The following is a 14,913-nucleotide window of genomic DNA, read 5'->3' on the forward strand; positions in this document are numbered from 1 at the left end:
CTGTGACAAGGGAGATACGACCATGGCAGCCCGCAGCAACGTCCCCGCGACGATCCCCGCCCTTGGCGGAGAGGCGAGCCTGAACCGCTACCTGTCCGAGATCAAGAAATTCCCGATCCTCGCGCCCGAGCAGGAATATATGCTCGCCAAACGGTTCGAGGAACATGGCGACACCGATGCCGCCGCGCAGCTGGTGACCTCGCATCTCCGCCTCGTGGCGAAGATCGCGATGGGCTATCGCGGTTATGGCCTGCCGGTCAGCGAGCTGATCTCGGAGGGCAATATCGGCCTGATGCAGGGCGTGAAGAAGTTTGAGGCCGATCGTGGCTTCCGTCTCGCGACCTATGCGATGTGGTGGATCCGCGCATCGATCCAGGAATTCATCTTGCGCTCGTGGAGCCTCGTCAAGATGGGCACCACGGCGGCGCAGAAGAAGCTGTTCTTCAACCTGCGGCGGATGAAGTCCAAGCTCGACGCGTTCGAGGATGGCGATCTTTCGCCGGAGCATCTCGCCAAGATCGCCAAGGACTTGGGCGTCACCGAGGCCGAAGTCACCAGCATGAACCGTCGCATGGCGATGGGCGGCGACACGTCGCTCAACGTGCCGATGCGCGAAGACGGCGAAGGCCAGTGGCAGGACTGGCTGCAGGACGATTCCCCCTTGCAGGACACGGTCGTGGCAGAGGCACAGGAAGCCGACGTCCGCCACGACATGCTGACCGCCGCGATGGATGACTTGAACGAACGCGAGAAGTTCATCCTGACCGAACGCCGCCTGACCGACGAGCCCAAGACGCTCGAAGAACTCAGCCAGGTTTATGGCGTGTCGCGCGAACGCGTCCGCCAGATTGAGGTTCGCGCGTTCGAAAAACTGCAAAAGGCAATGATGCGGATTGCGGGCGACAAGCGGATGCTCGTCGCGGCGTAATTGCGGGATCGGATCGGCGCGCTGGACAGCGCCGATCCGATCCTCCTAGAGCGGTGGTATGGCCCGCCGAAAGACGACGACTTCTTCCAACACACGCGGCGGCAGCCGTCGCGCGCCCGCACGGCGGTCGCACGGCTCCGGCGGTGGCGCGATCCGCCGCATTTTCGGCTGGGTGATCAAGGGCGTCCTCGCCTTCGTCGTGCTTTCGCTCGTCGTGGTTGGCCTGTACCGGTTCGTCCCTCCGCCGATCACGCTGACGATGGTCGGTGATGCGCTGGCCGGGCATGGGATCGACAAATCCTGGATGCCGCTGTCGCGGATCGACCCCAACATGGCGCGCGCCGCAATTGCCGGTGAAGATTCGCGCTTCTGTTCGCACAATGGCTTCGACATGCGCGCGATCGAAACAGCCTACGCCCGCAATGCGCGGGGCGGGCGGATCCGCGGCGGGTCGACGATCAGCCAGCAGACCGCGAAGAACGTGTTTCTGATCCAGGGCGGTGGCTATGCGCGCAAGGCGCTCGAAGCATATTTCACGCTGCTGATCGAGACGATCTGGGGCAAGCGCCGGATCATGGAAGTCTATCTCAACGTCGCCGAGACGGGGATCGGCACTTACGGCGTCAACGCTGGCGCGCAACGCTATTTTGGGCATGACGCATCGCATTTGACGCCCGGCGAGGCCGGTCGGATGGCGGCGGTGTTCCCGCAGCCCAAGAAACGCGCAGCGATCGCACCGAGCGGTTTCACCCGGCGCCATGGAAATGCGATCACGCGCCGGGTGGGCGTGGTCCGCAACGACGGACTGGATTCCTGCCTGCGGTAGCGCGGCGTAAACCGGGCGGGTTCAAGCCCGCCCGGATCCAATCAGAACGGCAGCTTGAAGCCCGGGGGAAGCGGAATGCCGCTGGTCATTTTCGCCATCTCGGCGCCCGATGCCGCGTCGGCCTTCGCCTTGGCGTCGTTGAACGCGGCAACCACCAGATCCTCGAGCATCTGCTTCTCGCTTGGCTGCAACAGCGACTCATCGATCGTGATCCCGATGATCCGACCCTTGGCCGATGCCTGGACCTTGACCAGACCGCCGCCGGCAGCGCCCTCGACCTCGATCTTGTCGAGCCCGTCCTGCGCCTTCGCCAGTTCGTTCTGGACGTTCTGCGCCATCGCCATGATGTCTTCGATACTGTTCATGCACTCTTGCTCCGTTGGGCCGCCAGCAGGCGGTCGATTTCGCTTTCGGGAAGGCTTGCGTCGGGGAACGCTTCAAGTGCCGCAACGATCACCGGGGTCGCCAGAATTTCGGCCTTGAACGCCTCGCGGCGTGCGGCTTCGGCTTCACGCAGCGTCGGCGCACCTACGGTCGGTGCTGACGAGATCCGCCACATGCGCCCGGTGATCTGCTTGAGCGTGGCCCCGAGCTCGGCGAGCAGGTCGCTTGGCAACGGCCGCGAGGAACTCACTACCATTTCGACGTCGACGATGCTGATCAGGCTGACGTGATGCACGACGCGCGACGCCAACGCGAGCTCGCCGGCATTTTCCAGCACGGTGACGATCGCGGCGATCGACTGCGGGATCGCCGCCGCCACAGGTTCGCTCGCCGCGGGCGGAGGTGCCACAGGCGCCACGGCGACCGGCGGCGCGCCGTTCTGGATCATCCGCGCAAGCTCGCCGGGATCAGGCAGCGTCGAGGCATGGACGAGCCGCAGCAACGCCATCTCGCACGCCTCGATCGGAAGCGCAGCGCGACCGACTTCCTCATGCCCCTTGAGCAGCAACTGCCACAAGCGATGCAAAGCGGCGAATGACAGGCTTGCGGCCCATGTCTCTAACGCCCCGCGTTCTTCCGTCGCCTGCCCCGGTTCCACGGCGGCACCCAGCTTCACCAGCGTCGTCGCATGGACGGTCTCGAGCAATCCGCGCAGCACGCCCAGCGGATCGACGCCGAGGTCATATTGCCGCCGCAGCGCCGCCAGCGCGCCAAGCGCATCGCCCGCGAGCAGCAACGCCATCATGTCGCGGATCGCGCCGCGGTCCGACAGGCCGAGCATGTCGCGCACCGCCGCGGCGTTGACCTGCCCCCCCTCCATGTCGGCGTGGGCGATCGCCTGGTCTAGGATCGACAGTCCGTCGCGCGCCGACCCTTCGGCAGCCCGCGCGATCAGCCCGAGCGCCTCGGGTTCCGCCGAAACGCCCTCCGCCTCGACGACGCGCGCAAAATGGTCGGCAAGCTTTTCGGCGGGGATCCGGCGCAGGTCAAACCGTTGGCAGCGCGACAGCACCGTGACCGGGACCTTGTTGACCTCGGTGGTCGCGAGCACGAACTTCACGCCCTCGGCGGGCTCCTCCAGCGTCTTGAGCAACGCGTTGAACGCGTTCTTCGAGAGCATGTGGACTTCGTCGATGATGTAGATCTTGTAGCGCGCGACGAACGCGGTCATCCGCGACGCGTCGATCACCGCGCGCATGTCGTCCACGCCGGTATGGCTCGCGGCGTCCATCTCGATCACGTCGATGTGACGCCCCTCGGCAATCCCGACGCACGGTTCGCAGACCCCGCACGGGTCGATCGTCGGGCCACCCTTCCCGTCCGGCCCGATGCAGTTAAGCGCCTTCGCCAGCAAGCGTGCGGTCGACGTCTTGCCGACGCCGCGGACCCCGGTGAGGAGAAACGCATGCGCGAGACGCTGCCGACGGATCGCATTGCCGAGCGTGGTCACCATCGCGTCCTGACCGATCAGTTCGCCGAAGGTTTGCGGACGGTATTTGCGGGCAAGCACCCGATACGCGTCCTTGGACGCTGCTTGGGGCGGCGCACCCAGGTCGAAGCCAGGAAGATCGATGGAGTCGGACATTGCCGTCTATCTAGAGCGGCATCGCGCGCGATGTAAGAGCCAGCTTTGGGGGCAGCGGCAGCGGATGCTCTGAAGGTCTGGCGCGCTGCGATCGCGCTGGCGCGGTGGGAGCCGGAACGACCCGCGGCGAAATCGTTGTGGCTGCTGCCTTCCGGCCCTGACCAAGTTGGCGACGACCACGTCCGCCCGACTCCCGCGGTGCATATGGCGGGGTCGGGCGGCGGGATCAAGAGTGCTTAGCGGCGAACCGTCCGGCAAATGCGAACACGGCGATGGTTGCGATATTCCATGCGGCACACCCGGCGCGTGCGATAGGCCGGACGATGGCGCTCGGTATGGACGGTCCGGGTCACGACCCGGTCATGCCGATCGTGCCGGTCCTGGCGCATCTGGGCACCCGCGGCGGTCGGCGCGAGCGCGCTTGCGGCGATGAGGCCAGCCGACAGCAAAGCGATGAATTTCATGGGGTATCTCCTTCGTGCAGCCTGAATGGCACGGAAGCGAAATGATCAGCGCCGCTGCATGTTCCGTGACTCGGGCGGGATTGCGACGGTGAGAGCGGCCATGTCGGCGTCCAGCACGATCTGGCAGGCCAGCCGGCTGGTCCGTGTCGCGCCCGTCGCAAGATCGAGCATGTCTTCCTCTTCCGCGCTGGCAGGCGGCAGACGCGCGAAGTCGGCGGCCGCGACGATGACGTGGCAGGTCGAGCACGCCATCTGCCCTTCGCACGTCCCCTCGAGCGGTTGCCCTGCCGCTTGCGCGACTTCGAGCAGGCGGTCGCCTGCCGCTCCCGCGACTTCGCAGACCTTACCGTCGCGCTCGACGAACCGTACTCGGATCATGCCGCGATCCTTTGCGATTCGGCCATTGCGGCGATCCGGTCGATCGCTGCACACAGTTCGTCGGCCTGGGTGTAGCGACCGAATCCGATCCGGATGCTCGACCGCGCCTGGGCATCGCGCAACCCGATCGCACGGAGCACATGGCTCGACCGGCCCGATCCGCTGGCGCAAGCCGACCCCGCGGAGAACGCGACATCGCGGAGCGACGACATCAGCCGCGCAACGTCCAGTCCGTCCCGGCGGACGTTGAGATTGCCGTGGTAGCGTGGTTCCTGGGCACCGTTCACGATCCATCCTTCCAGGCGATCAAGCGCGCGCCGCGACAGGTCGGCGACGTGGGCCGCATCGGCGACGCGCCGTTCCGCCATCAGCCGTGCCGCCGTGCCGAAACCAGCGCAGAGCGCCGGCGACAAAGTCCCCGATCGGCCAAGCGTTTCCTGCCCCCCGCCGTAGAGCAGCGGCGCGAGATAGACGCCATCGCGGACCCATAACGCACCGATCCCCTTCGGCCCGTGGATCTTGTGTGCCGAGACCGCGATCAGATCGCAGTGCGGCGGGATCTGCACACGACCGTACCCCTGGACCGCATCGCACAGGAAAAGCGCCCCAGCTGCTTTTGCAATTTCGGCAAGTGCGGCGATCGGCTGGATCACGCCGATCTCGTTGTTGACCAGCATCGCCGCAACCAGCCCGGTTCCCGGCTCGATCGCTGCGCGCGCGGTCTCCAGATCCATCAGCCCGTCCGGTCCGACCGGCAAGACCGTCACGCTCCGCCCCTGCGCTGCCATCGCGGCGCAGGTATCGAGCACCGCAGCATGTTCGGTCGCGAGCGTCACGATCGGCCCATCGGTTCGCTGGATCGCCCAGTTGAGCGCCTCGGTCGCACCGCTGGTGAAGGCGACGTGTCCACCCGTACCGAACAGGGAAGCCACGTGATCCCGCGCGACCTCGACGGCTGCTTTGGCCTTGCGGCCCGCTACGTGCGGCGAATGCGGATTGGCGTGATGGTCGCGCAGCCAAGGCAGCATCGCGTCAAATGCTTCCGGCGCGAGCGGCGTCGTCGCCTGATAATCGAGATAGGTCATGCCGCCCCCAACAGGTCGTTGCCACGAATCGACCGCATGATTGTACGCCATTCACGCACGAAGCGGTCGATGTCGGACGCAGTGGTGGTGCGCCCGAAACTGACGCGAACGACTTCGCGCGCGGCTTCTGCGTCCCACCCCATCGCGCCGAGCACGTGGCTCGGTTTCATGCTCCCCGACGAACACGCGCTTCCGGCGGACACCGCGATGCCCGCCATGTCGAACCGGATCAACTGCGTCGCGGCGGCCAGCCCCGGCATCCGGTACGATCCGATCGCGGGATGCCGGTCAGCGCCGATCGCGACGACCTCGCCACCCGATCGTGTGATCGCATCGTCGAGCCGGACCCGCAACGCCGCCATCGCCGCAAGGTCTTCAGGTTCCGCCAGCGCGGCGGCATAGCCGACGGCCGCGGGTACGTTCTCGGTCCCGCCGCGATACCCGCGTTCCTGTCCGCCGGTCGGCGCAAGGCTTGCGAGATCGCGCACGAGCAACGCTCCGATCCCCGGCGGACTACCGCGCTTATGCGCGGACAGCGCGACGAAATTCGCCTGCGCGATCCCGTCCGGATCCGCCCCGGGCGGCATTTGCGCGGCATCGACCAGCAGCAGGCCCCCTGCCCGCCGGACGATCTCCGCGATCGCGCCGAGCGGCTGTCGGACGCCGGTCTCGCTATTGGCGTATTGAACACAGACCAGTGCGGGGTCGCCATCCAGCGCCGCCGCAAGCGCCGCCAGATCGATCCGTCCCAGCGAGTCGACCGCGACGACCTTTGCACCCGGTGCCGCACGAATCACGGCGTCATGCTCGACCGAAGACATCAGCCGTCGCGGCACCGTCGCGCGGTGGAGCGCGATTGCCAAGGCTTCGCTCGCGCCGCTGGTGAACAGCAGCTCGCCGTCCCAGCGATAGGCTTTCGCGACGTCGCGGCGGGCCTGTTCGAGCATGGCGCGCGCCGCGCGGCCCTCGGCATGTGGCGACGACGGGTTGGCCCAGGCCTCCATCGCGTGCGCCATCGCGTCGCGCGCCACCGCGAGAATCGGGGTCGTCGCGGCATGGTCGAGATAGAGGCGATCGGGCGTCATTGGCATCGGGATTCGGGACTCGCTGCAATCATTGCGCAGACGTGCGCCATCATTGTATAGCGCACAACTCTTCGCGCGGCCCATCGGGGCGCGCTTCCCCGCTCTTCCTTGTCAGCAGGTCCGATGCCAGAAGTCATTTTTCCCGGCCCAGACGGTCGTCTCGAAGGCCGTTTCGCTCCCGCATCGCGCCCCCGCGCGCCCGTTGCGATGATCCTTCACCCCCATCCGCAGGCGGGTGGCACGATGAACAACCACATCGTGATGGAGCTCTACAAGACCTTCCAGCGCCGCGGCTTCGCGACCCTGCGCTTCAATTTCCGCGGCGTCGGCAAGAGCCAGGGCACTTTCGACAACGGCGTCGGCGAATTGTCCGACGCGGCGAGCGCGCTCGACTGGGTCCAGAGCTTTCACCCCGAGGCGCAAACGACCTGGATCGCCGGGGTCAGCTTCGGCGCCTGGATCGGAATGCAGCTGCTGATGCGCCGTCCTGAAATCCGCGGTTTCATCTCGGTTGCGCCGCCCGCGAACATGTATGATTTCACCTTCCTGGCCCCCTGCCCGGCGAGCGGAATCATCATCCAGGGCGAAGCGGATGAAGTGGCGACTCCGGCGGCGACCCAGAAGCTGGTCGACAAGCTGCGGACGCAGAAGCACATCACGATCCACCACGACACGATTCCCAAGGCCAACCATTTCTTCGAACACGAAATGCCGCAGCTGATGGGGTCGGTGGACAAGTATCTCGACATGCGGCTCGACCCGAACTCGCCGATCCGCTGACGTCTTCCGCCTTCCCCGCGATCGCGCGGGGAAGGCGAGTGGTATCAGGCGTAAGCGTATGGCCCGCCCTTGGCGAGCGCCGCCTGATAGGCCGGTCGCGCATGAATGCGGTCGAGCCAGGCGATCGTCGCCGGGCGCGACTCGTCCAGCCCCGCGCGGCTGCGCGCCGCCTCGAGCGGGAAGCTCATCATGACGTCAGCCGCGGTGAACGTGTCCCCCGTGAACCACGGGCGGCTGGCAAGCTCGCTCTCGACATAATCGAGGTGAACGTCGATCATCGGCTGGACGCGCTTTGCCGCCGTTTTTCCAACCACCGGGATCCGGTTCATCACCAGCAACAGCAGCAGCGGCGGCATCATCGATCCTTCGGCATAGTGTAGATATTGCCGATACCGCAGCGTCGCGTCGCGGTGCGCGGGCGGCCCCATTCTTCCGTCCGCCAGCTCGACGATATAATCGACGATTGCCCCCGTCTCGATCACCACCTGACCAGCGGCGGTATCCTGCAGTACGGGGGACTTGCCGAGCGGATGGATCTTCTTGAGTTCCGGCGGGGCAAGCATCGTGGTCTTGTCCCGCTCGTAGCGAACGATGTCATACGGCAAGCCGAGTTCCTCGAGCAGCCAAAGGATGCGCTGCGAACGGGAATTCTCGAGATGATGGACGATGAGCGACATTGGCTTCTCCTGTCGGCCTTCAACCGGCACGATACGAGTGAAATGCCCCGGACAACTACAAGGGTCCCGCGATCTTACGCAATTTCAGGTCGGTCGGCGATTCTGGTGGCGAGCGCTGCGGTCGGGACCGGACGCGCCGGACCATTGATCCCAAAACCATGAAAAGCCCGCCCTTACAGGCGGGCCTTCCCAAGGTGTTCGACGGCAAGATCAGCCGTCCCGTAAAAGGGAGCGCGACGCGCACGTCGCGCTCCAGCCCCCGGCCATCACCGCACGGCCGGGGAATACCCTCACATCTCTTCGTCGCCGTCCATGTCCTCGGGTTCGGGGCCCGCCATCATTTCCTCGGCAACCTTGTCGGTCCGCGATCGGATCGCCTTTTCGAGGCGATCGCTCATCTCGACATTGTTCTTCAGGAAGGTCTTGGCGTTCTCACGTCCCTGGCCGATCCTGACGCTGTCGTAGGAGAACCACGCACCTGATTTTTCGACCAGCCCAGCCTTGACGCCAAGGTCGAGAATTTCCCCGATCTTGGAAACGCCCTGACCGTACATGATGTCGAATTCGACCTGCTTGAACGGTGGCGCGACCTTGTTCTTGACGACCTTGACGCGCGTGGCGTTGCCGATGATCTCCTCGCGATCCTTGATCTGCCCGGTGCGACGGATGTCGAGGCGGACCGAGGCGTAGAATTTCAGCGCGTTGCCGCCCGTCGTCGTCTCGGGGTTGCCGTACATGACGCCGATCTTCATGCGGAGCTGGTTGATGAAGATCACCATGCAGCGCGACCGGCTGATCGAACCGGTCAGCTTGCGCAGCGACTGCGACATCAGACGCGCCTGCAAGCCAACGTGGCTGTCGCCCATCTCGCCCTCGATCTCGGCGCGCGGCACAAGGGCCGCAACCGAGTCGACGACGAGTACGTCGATCGCGTTCGACCGCACCAGCGTGTCGACGATCTCGAGCGCCTGCTCACCCGTATCGGGCTGCGACACGATCAGCTCGTCGATGTTGACGCCCAGCTTCTTGGCATAGACGGGATCGAGTGCGTGCTCGGCATCGACGAATGCGGCGGTGCCGCCCGTCTTCTGCGCTTCTGCGATGACATGGAGCGCGAGCGTGGTTTTGCCCGAGCTTTCCGGGCCGTAGATCTCGATCACGCGGCCGCGCGGCAATCCGCCCACGCCGAGCGCGATGTCGAGACCGAGCGAGCCAGTCGAGATGACCTCGACCTGCATCGTCTGCTTCGACCCGAGCTTCATCGCCGAGCCCTTGCCGAACGCGCGATCGATCTGCGCCAGCGCAGCTTCGAGTGCCTTGGCGCGCTCTGCGCTCGCCTTATCCGTGGATGCCGCCATTTTGCTGTCGATCACTTTCAACGAAACCGCCATTGGAGCCTCCCGCTAGACCGAACGCCCATCGCGTTCAATGCATGGTGGCTATGTACTATGTTTGTTCACATAGAACAAGGGGCGAACACCAATTGACGCAGATCGGCGCTGGTTATGGTCTGACATTGCGCACAAGGACGCTCGATCACCGACGGTTATGGCGGACTGGTTGTCGCTTTCACGCTGAAAATACGCCGCTGCCCGGACCGCTCGAAGGTCCGTCGGCAAACGTCGCGTTTTAAGAAGGTGTCAGGCGAGCGCGTCGAGCGCCTTGGCGACTCCGTCCATCGTGAACGGCTTCGAGAGTGTCGGACGGTCCGCCCAGGCGTCGCCGACGCTGTCGTGCGATCCGCCGGTCGCGAAGACGAACGGAATGTTGCGCGCCGCCAGCGCTTCAGCGATCGGGAAGCTCTTCTCGCCGCCCCGTAGATTGACATCGAGGATCGCAGCATCGATCCCGCCCGCGTCGACCAGCTGCAGTGCCGATCCGACGCTGTCTGCGCTGCCGGCGAGCGATTTGCCCAGAACGTCGAGGAAATCCTCGATCATCATGGCGATCAGGGGCTCGTCCTCGACGACGAGAATGGACTGTGGAGAACTCATCCCATCGCCTCTAGTGCAGCGCGAGGAGCCGCGCTATCTCATTTTGTTCCTAACACCGCGCGCGTCGCCTCCGCAAGCTCCTGTACGGAAAAGGGTTTTGCGAGAAACGAAACGTTATCCAAATTAATCGACTTGCGCAGCGTCTCCTCGGCGTAGCCCGACATGAAGAGAATCGGCAGGTCGGGATATTGCGCGCGGGCATGCCGGACCATCGTCGGGCCGTCCATCAGCGGCATCATCACATCCGAGATCAACAGATCGGGCCGCGGATTGTCCGCAAGCAGCTCGAGCGCGGCTTCGCCATTCTCTGCGGTCAGCACGGTATAGCCCTGTCGGCTGAGCGCGCGTTCAGCGACCGCGCGGACCATGTCCTCGTCCTCGACCAGCAGGATCGTGCCCGTTCCCCACAGGTCGACCGGCTTCTCGCGCGGGAGGACGCGTTGCGGGACCGGCTCGTTCAGCGCGCCTTCGGTATAGACCGGCAAATAGATCGTGAAGATCGCCCCATGCGCGGCCCGGCCGGGAGTCATCGGACCGGCATCCTTGCGATTGTCCGCGAAGATATAACCGCCCGACTGCTTGACGATGCCGTACACCGTCGACAGCCCGAGCCCGGTGCCCTTGCCGACTTCCTTGGTGGTGAAGAACGGCTCGAAGATCTTGGGCAGGATTTCGGGCGGGATCCCCCCGCCGGTATCGCCGATTTCCAGCACCGAATAGTCGGCGGGCGGCAGAATGTCCGACCCGAGCTTGCGCACGTCCGCCGCGGTCACCGCATAGGTCTGGATCGACAAGGTGCCCGCGCCGCGTGGATCGTGCGTCATCATAGCATCACGTGCGTTGACCGCGAGGTTCACCACCACCTGTTCGAGCTGGCCGGGATCGGCGCGAACCGGGCTCAGATTGCGCCCGTGCTTGACCGTCAGCGTCACCGTTTCGCCCAACAGGCGCTTGAGCAGGTTCGACACTTCGGAAATGACGTCGGGCAATTGCAGCACCTGCGGGCGCAGCGTCTGCTGGCGCGAGAAGGCGAGCAACTGGCGCGTCAAGCTGGCCGCGCGGTTCGAGTTGGCGCGGATCTGCTGGATGTCGTCATAATCACTGTCGCCCGGCGAATGGCGCATCAGCATCAGGTCACAATGCCCGATGATCGCGGTCAGGATATTGTTGAAGTCGTGCGCGACGCCGCCGGCGAGCTGCCCCACGGCCTGCATCTTGGTCGCTTGCGCGACCTCGCGCTTCAACCGGGTTTCCTCGCTATTGTCCTTCAGGCTCAGCAACACCGCGGCATCGCCCAGTCCGCGCGCCCCTGCGATCGACAGCGCGACCGGCTCGTCGGGATGATCCTTCAAGCGGACCGCAAGATCGGTCGAGTGCGTCGCACCCCCGGCGAAGCGGCGGATCGCATCCGCGACGACACCCTTGTCCTCGCGGACCAACAAGTCCCCCGGATATAACGGCGGGCTGAGCGAATCGACGGCGGCGGCACGCGCAAACGCATCGTTCATCTGGAGGAAACGCCCGTCCGCGCCGATCAGCGCCACGCCGAACGGCATCAGCGCGACCAGGCTCTTGATGTGCGCGCCGGCGCTTTCGCCGATCGCGGGATGGCTGCCGTCCTCCTCGTCGATCAAGGCGACGAGCATCGGGGCGTCCTCCCCGTCCAGGAACGGAATCTGCAGCACGCGCAGCGGATTGCTCGTCATCCCCTCGCGTTCGAACCGCGCCATGCCGTGCGCGTCGGTAATCAGGAAGCGCGCGAAGTCCCGCCCCAGAATGTCGCCCTCACCCTCGCCCATCGCCCGCACGCGCAGCACGCGGTTGGCGGAGCGGATGCGACCGTCCGGGTTGATCAACGCCGCCATGATCCCCGCGCTGCCGAGCCGGTCGCCAGTCGGTCCCGACAGCAGCGTCTCCATCGTCCGCGCGAGGTCCAGCCCCTCGTTTCCGCGGAACCGCCAGACCAGCAGATTGCCGTCCTCCCCCGCGCGCGCCACGTCCGCGGTCAGGACCGTGCCGTGGACGACGAGGCGGTCGGTCCCCGCCGACCCGTCGCGCCATGCGGCGCGGCCGGCAGCGCTCAGCCGTTCGACCCCGCTCGCATCGAACGGCAAGCCGGGCGGGGTTGGAAACCCCAGGAAGATCGCTTCATAGCGATCGTTCGCGCAGACCAGTCGGCCTGCCCGGTCGGTCACCGCAATCGCGTCGGAACTGCTCTCAGCCAGCGCGCGGGCAATGCTCCAGTCGGGTTCGCTTGCGACGACGGTCGGTGACCGGAACAGCTGCCGGTACACCACCAGCGCCCCCCCGAGGACGAGCGTGGTCGCAAGGAACGTCCCGGCGAGCGGGATGCTGCCGACGACGCCCAGAATGACCAACGCCGCGGCCAGACCGAACCCGCCCGCGATCAGCAGCGCGGAACGGGCGGGCATATCGGTGGTCGATCTGGGTACGCGTGCCATGGGACCTCGTGTCGAAGCGTCAGGACTGGAGCAGGACGCACCACCGGTCGTTCAACCGGCGCTGCCCCCTCGTCCATCCGCACGCGTGTCGGAGGGACGAGGGTAACACCGTCTTTACCAGATACGCACGCGCTGTTCCGGCGTCAGGTACAGTTTTTGTCCTGCTTTCGGATCGAAGGCGGCGTACCACGGATCGAGATTGCGGACGACCCACGCGCGCTGCTCGGACGGGCTGTGCGGATCGGTGACGAGCCGCTGCTTGAGGTTCGCCTCGCGGTAGTTGCGCCGCCACACCTGCGCCCAGCCGAGATAGAACCGCTGATCGCCGGTAAACCCGTCCAGCGTCGGTGCGGGGCGGTTGCCCAGCGCATGATGATAAGCGTCATACGCCACCGTCAGCCCCGCGAGATCGGCGACGTTCTCGCCGAGCGTCAGCGCGCCCTTCACATGGACGCCGGGGAGCGGTTCATACGCGTCATATTCCTTGACCAGCGCATCGGTGCGGCCCTTGAACGCGGCGACGTCGGCAGGCGTCCACCAATCGGTGAGTTCGCCCTTGGCGTTGTACTTGGCACCCTGGTCGTCGAAATGGTGGCTGAGCTCGTGCCCGATCACCGCACCGATCCCGCCGTAATTGACCGCGGGGTCGGCGTTGGGATCGAAGAACGGCGGTTGCAGGATCGCCGCCGGGAAGACGATCTCGACCATGCCGAAATTGGCATAGGCGTTCACTTCCATCGGGGTCATGCCCCATTCCCAGCGCTGGAGCGGCTTGCCGAGATGCGAGACGTTGTACGCCTGCTGCCACTGGTTCGCGCGCCAGCTGTTTCCATAGGCATCGCCCGCCGCGATCTTCAGGCCGGCATAATCCTTCCACTGCGACGGATAGCCGATCTTGGGGGTGAACGCCGCGAGCTTGGCGTGCGCCTTGACCTTGGTTTCCGGAGCCATCCAGTCGAGCTTGTCGATCCGCCGGTCCATCGCCGCGATCACGTTCTTGACGAGCGTGTCCGCCGCCGCCTTGGTTTCGGGCGGGAAATATTTGGCGACGTAGAGCTTGCTGACTTCGTCATCGAGTGCGCCCGTGGTGAACTGGACCGCGCGCTTCCACCGCGCTTCCTGCTCGGGCGTGCCTGACAATTGCGTGCCGAAGAACGCGAAATGCTCGTCGTCGAACGTCTTCGGGAGCACATCGGCGTAGCTGTCGAGCGAGCGCAGGATCAACTGATCCTGCAAAACGCCGACCGGCGCCGCCGCGACGAGCTTGGCGATCCCCGCGACCGCGGTCGGCTGCGCGACGATCACGCTCGAGACGTTGGCGCCGATGCCCTGGAAGTATGTCGGGAACGCAAACCCCGGCGCTGCCTTGGTAAGGTCCGCGACGGTCATCTTGTTGTAGGTCTTGGTCGCATCGCGACTGTCGATCCGGGTCCAGTGGACCTTGGCGATCTCGGTCTCGAATGCGACAAGCGCCGCCGCGCGCGCTGCGGCATTGGGCTCGCCCGCCAGCGTCAGCATCTTGGCGACATGCGCCTGATAGGCCGCCTTCTTGTCCGAGAAACTCTGTTCGAGGTAATAATCCCGGTCGGGCATGCCGAGGCCCGACTGTGCGACCGACAAGGCATAGATTTCGGGCCGCTTGTCGTCCTGACCGACATAGGAACCGAACGGCCCGGCGATCCCAGCCTTGGTCGCTTCCGCGAGCAATGCGGGATAGGCCGCGTTGGTCTTCATCGCCTTGATCTTGCCGAGCCATGGCTGGATCGGGGCAAGGCCTTTCGCGTCGATCGCGGGGCGATCGAGGAAGGTCGCATAGGCCGTGCCGATCTTCGAGTTCCGGTCCCGCGCGACGCCATCGAGGATCGTGCGTGTGCGGGCTTCCGAGAGATCGGCGAGCAGGTTGAACGCGCCGTAGTTCGACTTGTCCGCCGGGATCTGCGTCGTCCGCGCCCAGGTGCCGTTGGCATAAGCGTAGAAATTGTCACCCGGCGCGACCGAGCGGTCCATCCCGGGTTCGTCGAACCCGAAGCTGCCGAATTGCGGCTTGCCCTTGGCCGCGGCGGCCGATGCCGGGTCCGCCTTGGCGGGTGCGGGTGCGGGCGCGGTCTGGGCGATGCCGCCGGTGGCGACGGCCACCGCCAGCGCGCCGACCGAGGCCAGCGCAAGACTATAGATATGTTTCATCATGCTTCCCCAATTCTGGAT

Annotated in this window: 14 protein-coding genes and 1 other RNA gene; 3 read left to right on the forward strand and 12 right to left on the reverse strand. The window is 65.5% G+C overall.

Annotated features, from left to right (window positions below; translation table 11 throughout):
- Positions 1 to 22: 22 nt before the first annotated feature.
- Positions 23 to 928, forward strand: coding sequence for an RNA polymerase sigma factor RpoH (rpoH, locus tag QBJ92_RS14205; protein WP_131529175.1), 906 nt, complete (start codon positions 23 to 25; stop codon positions 926 to 928).
- Between the two features lie 151 nt (positions 929 to 1,079).
- Complete coding sequence (gene mtgA / locus QBJ92_RS14210; RefSeq protein WP_277970390.1) at positions 1,080 to 1,754, forward strand: monofunctional biosynthetic peptidoglycan transglycosylase; 675 nt, start codon at positions 1,080 to 1,082, stop codon at positions 1,752 to 1,754.
- A 41-nt stretch (positions 1,755 to 1,795) separates the two neighbouring features.
- Here the strand turns inward: mtgA and QBJ92_RS14215 are convergent, their stop codons facing one another.
- The 7 genes from QBJ92_RS14215 to QBJ92_RS14245 all read right to left on the reverse strand — a co-directional run bounded on the left by QBJ92_RS14215 (position 1,796) and on the right by QBJ92_RS14245 (position 6,801).
- A complete protein-coding gene (locus tag QBJ92_RS14215) occupies positions 1,796 to 2,119 on the reverse strand; it encodes a YbaB/EbfC family nucleoid-associated protein (RefSeq protein WP_131529179.1) in 324 nt (107 codons plus the stop codon).
- Positions 2,116 to 3,783 carry a DNA polymerase III subunit gamma/tau gene (locus tag QBJ92_RS14220; RefSeq protein ID WP_277970358.1) on the reverse strand — a complete coding sequence of 556 codons (1,668 nt, stop codon included), beginning with the start codon at positions 3,781 to 3,783 and terminating at the stop codon, positions 2,116 to 2,118. The genes QBJ92_RS14215 and QBJ92_RS14220 overlap by 4 nt, the downstream gene beginning before the upstream one ends.
- Before the next feature lie 100 nt (positions 3,784 to 3,883).
- Positions 3,884 to 3,981, reverse strand: an RNA gene (gene ffs, locus QBJ92_RS14225) — signal recognition particle sRNA small type.
- A 38-nt stretch (positions 3,982 to 4,019) separates the two neighbouring features.
- On the reverse strand, positions 4,020 to 4,247 hold the full coding sequence (locus QBJ92_RS14230) for a hypothetical protein (RefSeq protein WP_277970359.1): 228 nt from the start codon (positions 4,245 to 4,247) through the stop codon (positions 4,020 to 4,022).
- A 45-nt stretch (positions 4,248 to 4,292) separates the two neighbouring features.
- Positions 4,293 to 4,625, reverse strand: a complete 333-nt coding sequence (locus QBJ92_RS14235; RefSeq protein ID WP_277970360.1) for a 2Fe-2S iron-sulfur cluster-binding protein — start codon at positions 4,623 to 4,625, stop codon at positions 4,293 to 4,295.
- The gene (locus tag QBJ92_RS14240; protein WP_277970361.1) at positions 4,622 to 5,710 is read right to left on the reverse strand and encodes a cysteine desulfurase family protein; all 1,089 of its coding nucleotides are present in this window, start codon (positions 5,708 to 5,710) and stop codon (positions 4,622 to 4,624) included. Before QBJ92_RS14240 ends, QBJ92_RS14235 begins: the two co-directional genes overlap by 4 nt.
- Positions 5,707 to 6,801, reverse strand: a complete 1,095-nt coding sequence (locus QBJ92_RS14245) for a cysteine desulfurase family protein (protein WP_431358410.1) — start codon at positions 6,799 to 6,801, stop codon at positions 5,707 to 5,709. Before QBJ92_RS14245 ends, QBJ92_RS14240 begins: the two co-directional genes overlap by 4 nt.
- Positions 6,802 to 6,918: 117 nt before the next feature.
- On the opposite strand from QBJ92_RS14245, the gene QBJ92_RS14250 reads away from it, so the two are divergent.
- Entirely contained in the window at positions 6,919 to 7,575 is a 657-nt protein-coding gene (locus tag QBJ92_RS14250) for an alpha/beta hydrolase (RefSeq protein WP_131529191.1), read from the forward strand.
- A 44-nt stretch (positions 7,576 to 7,619) separates the two neighbouring features.
- Here the strand turns inward: QBJ92_RS14250 and QBJ92_RS14255 are convergent, their stop codons facing one another.
- The 5 genes from QBJ92_RS14255 to QBJ92_RS14275 form a co-directional block, all read right to left on the reverse strand.
- Complete coding sequence (locus QBJ92_RS14255) at positions 7,620 to 8,252, reverse strand: glutathione S-transferase family protein (protein ID WP_277970362.1); 633 nt, start codon at positions 8,250 to 8,252, stop codon at positions 7,620 to 7,622.
- Positions 8,253 to 8,542: 290 nt separating this feature from the next.
- Positions 8,543 to 9,643 (reverse strand): recombinase RecA, encoded by a 1,101-nt coding sequence (recA, locus tag QBJ92_RS14260; protein ID WP_277970363.1) that lies wholly within the window; start codon positions 9,641 to 9,643, stop codon positions 8,543 to 8,545.
- 249 nt (positions 9,644 to 9,892) lie between these two features.
- Positions 9,893 to 10,246, reverse strand: a complete 354-nt coding sequence (locus QBJ92_RS14265) for a response regulator (protein WP_277970364.1) — start codon at positions 10,244 to 10,246, stop codon at positions 9,893 to 9,895.
- Between the two features lie 38 nt (positions 10,247 to 10,284).
- Complete coding sequence (locus tag QBJ92_RS14270; protein WP_277970365.1) at positions 10,285 to 12,708, reverse strand: response regulator; 2,424 nt, start codon at positions 12,706 to 12,708, stop codon at positions 10,285 to 10,287.
- Positions 12,709 to 12,822: 114 nt separating this feature from the next.
- Entirely contained in the window at positions 12,823 to 14,892 is a 2,070-nt protein-coding gene (locus QBJ92_RS14275) for a M13 family metallopeptidase (RefSeq protein WP_277970366.1), read from the reverse strand.
- Positions 14,893 to 14,913: the final 21 nt, after the last annotated feature.

The organism is Sphingomonas echinoides, from assembly GCF_029623395.1.
GTDB lineage: Bacteria > Pseudomonadota > Alphaproteobacteria > Sphingomonadales > Sphingomonadaceae > Sphingomonas > Sphingomonas echinoides_A.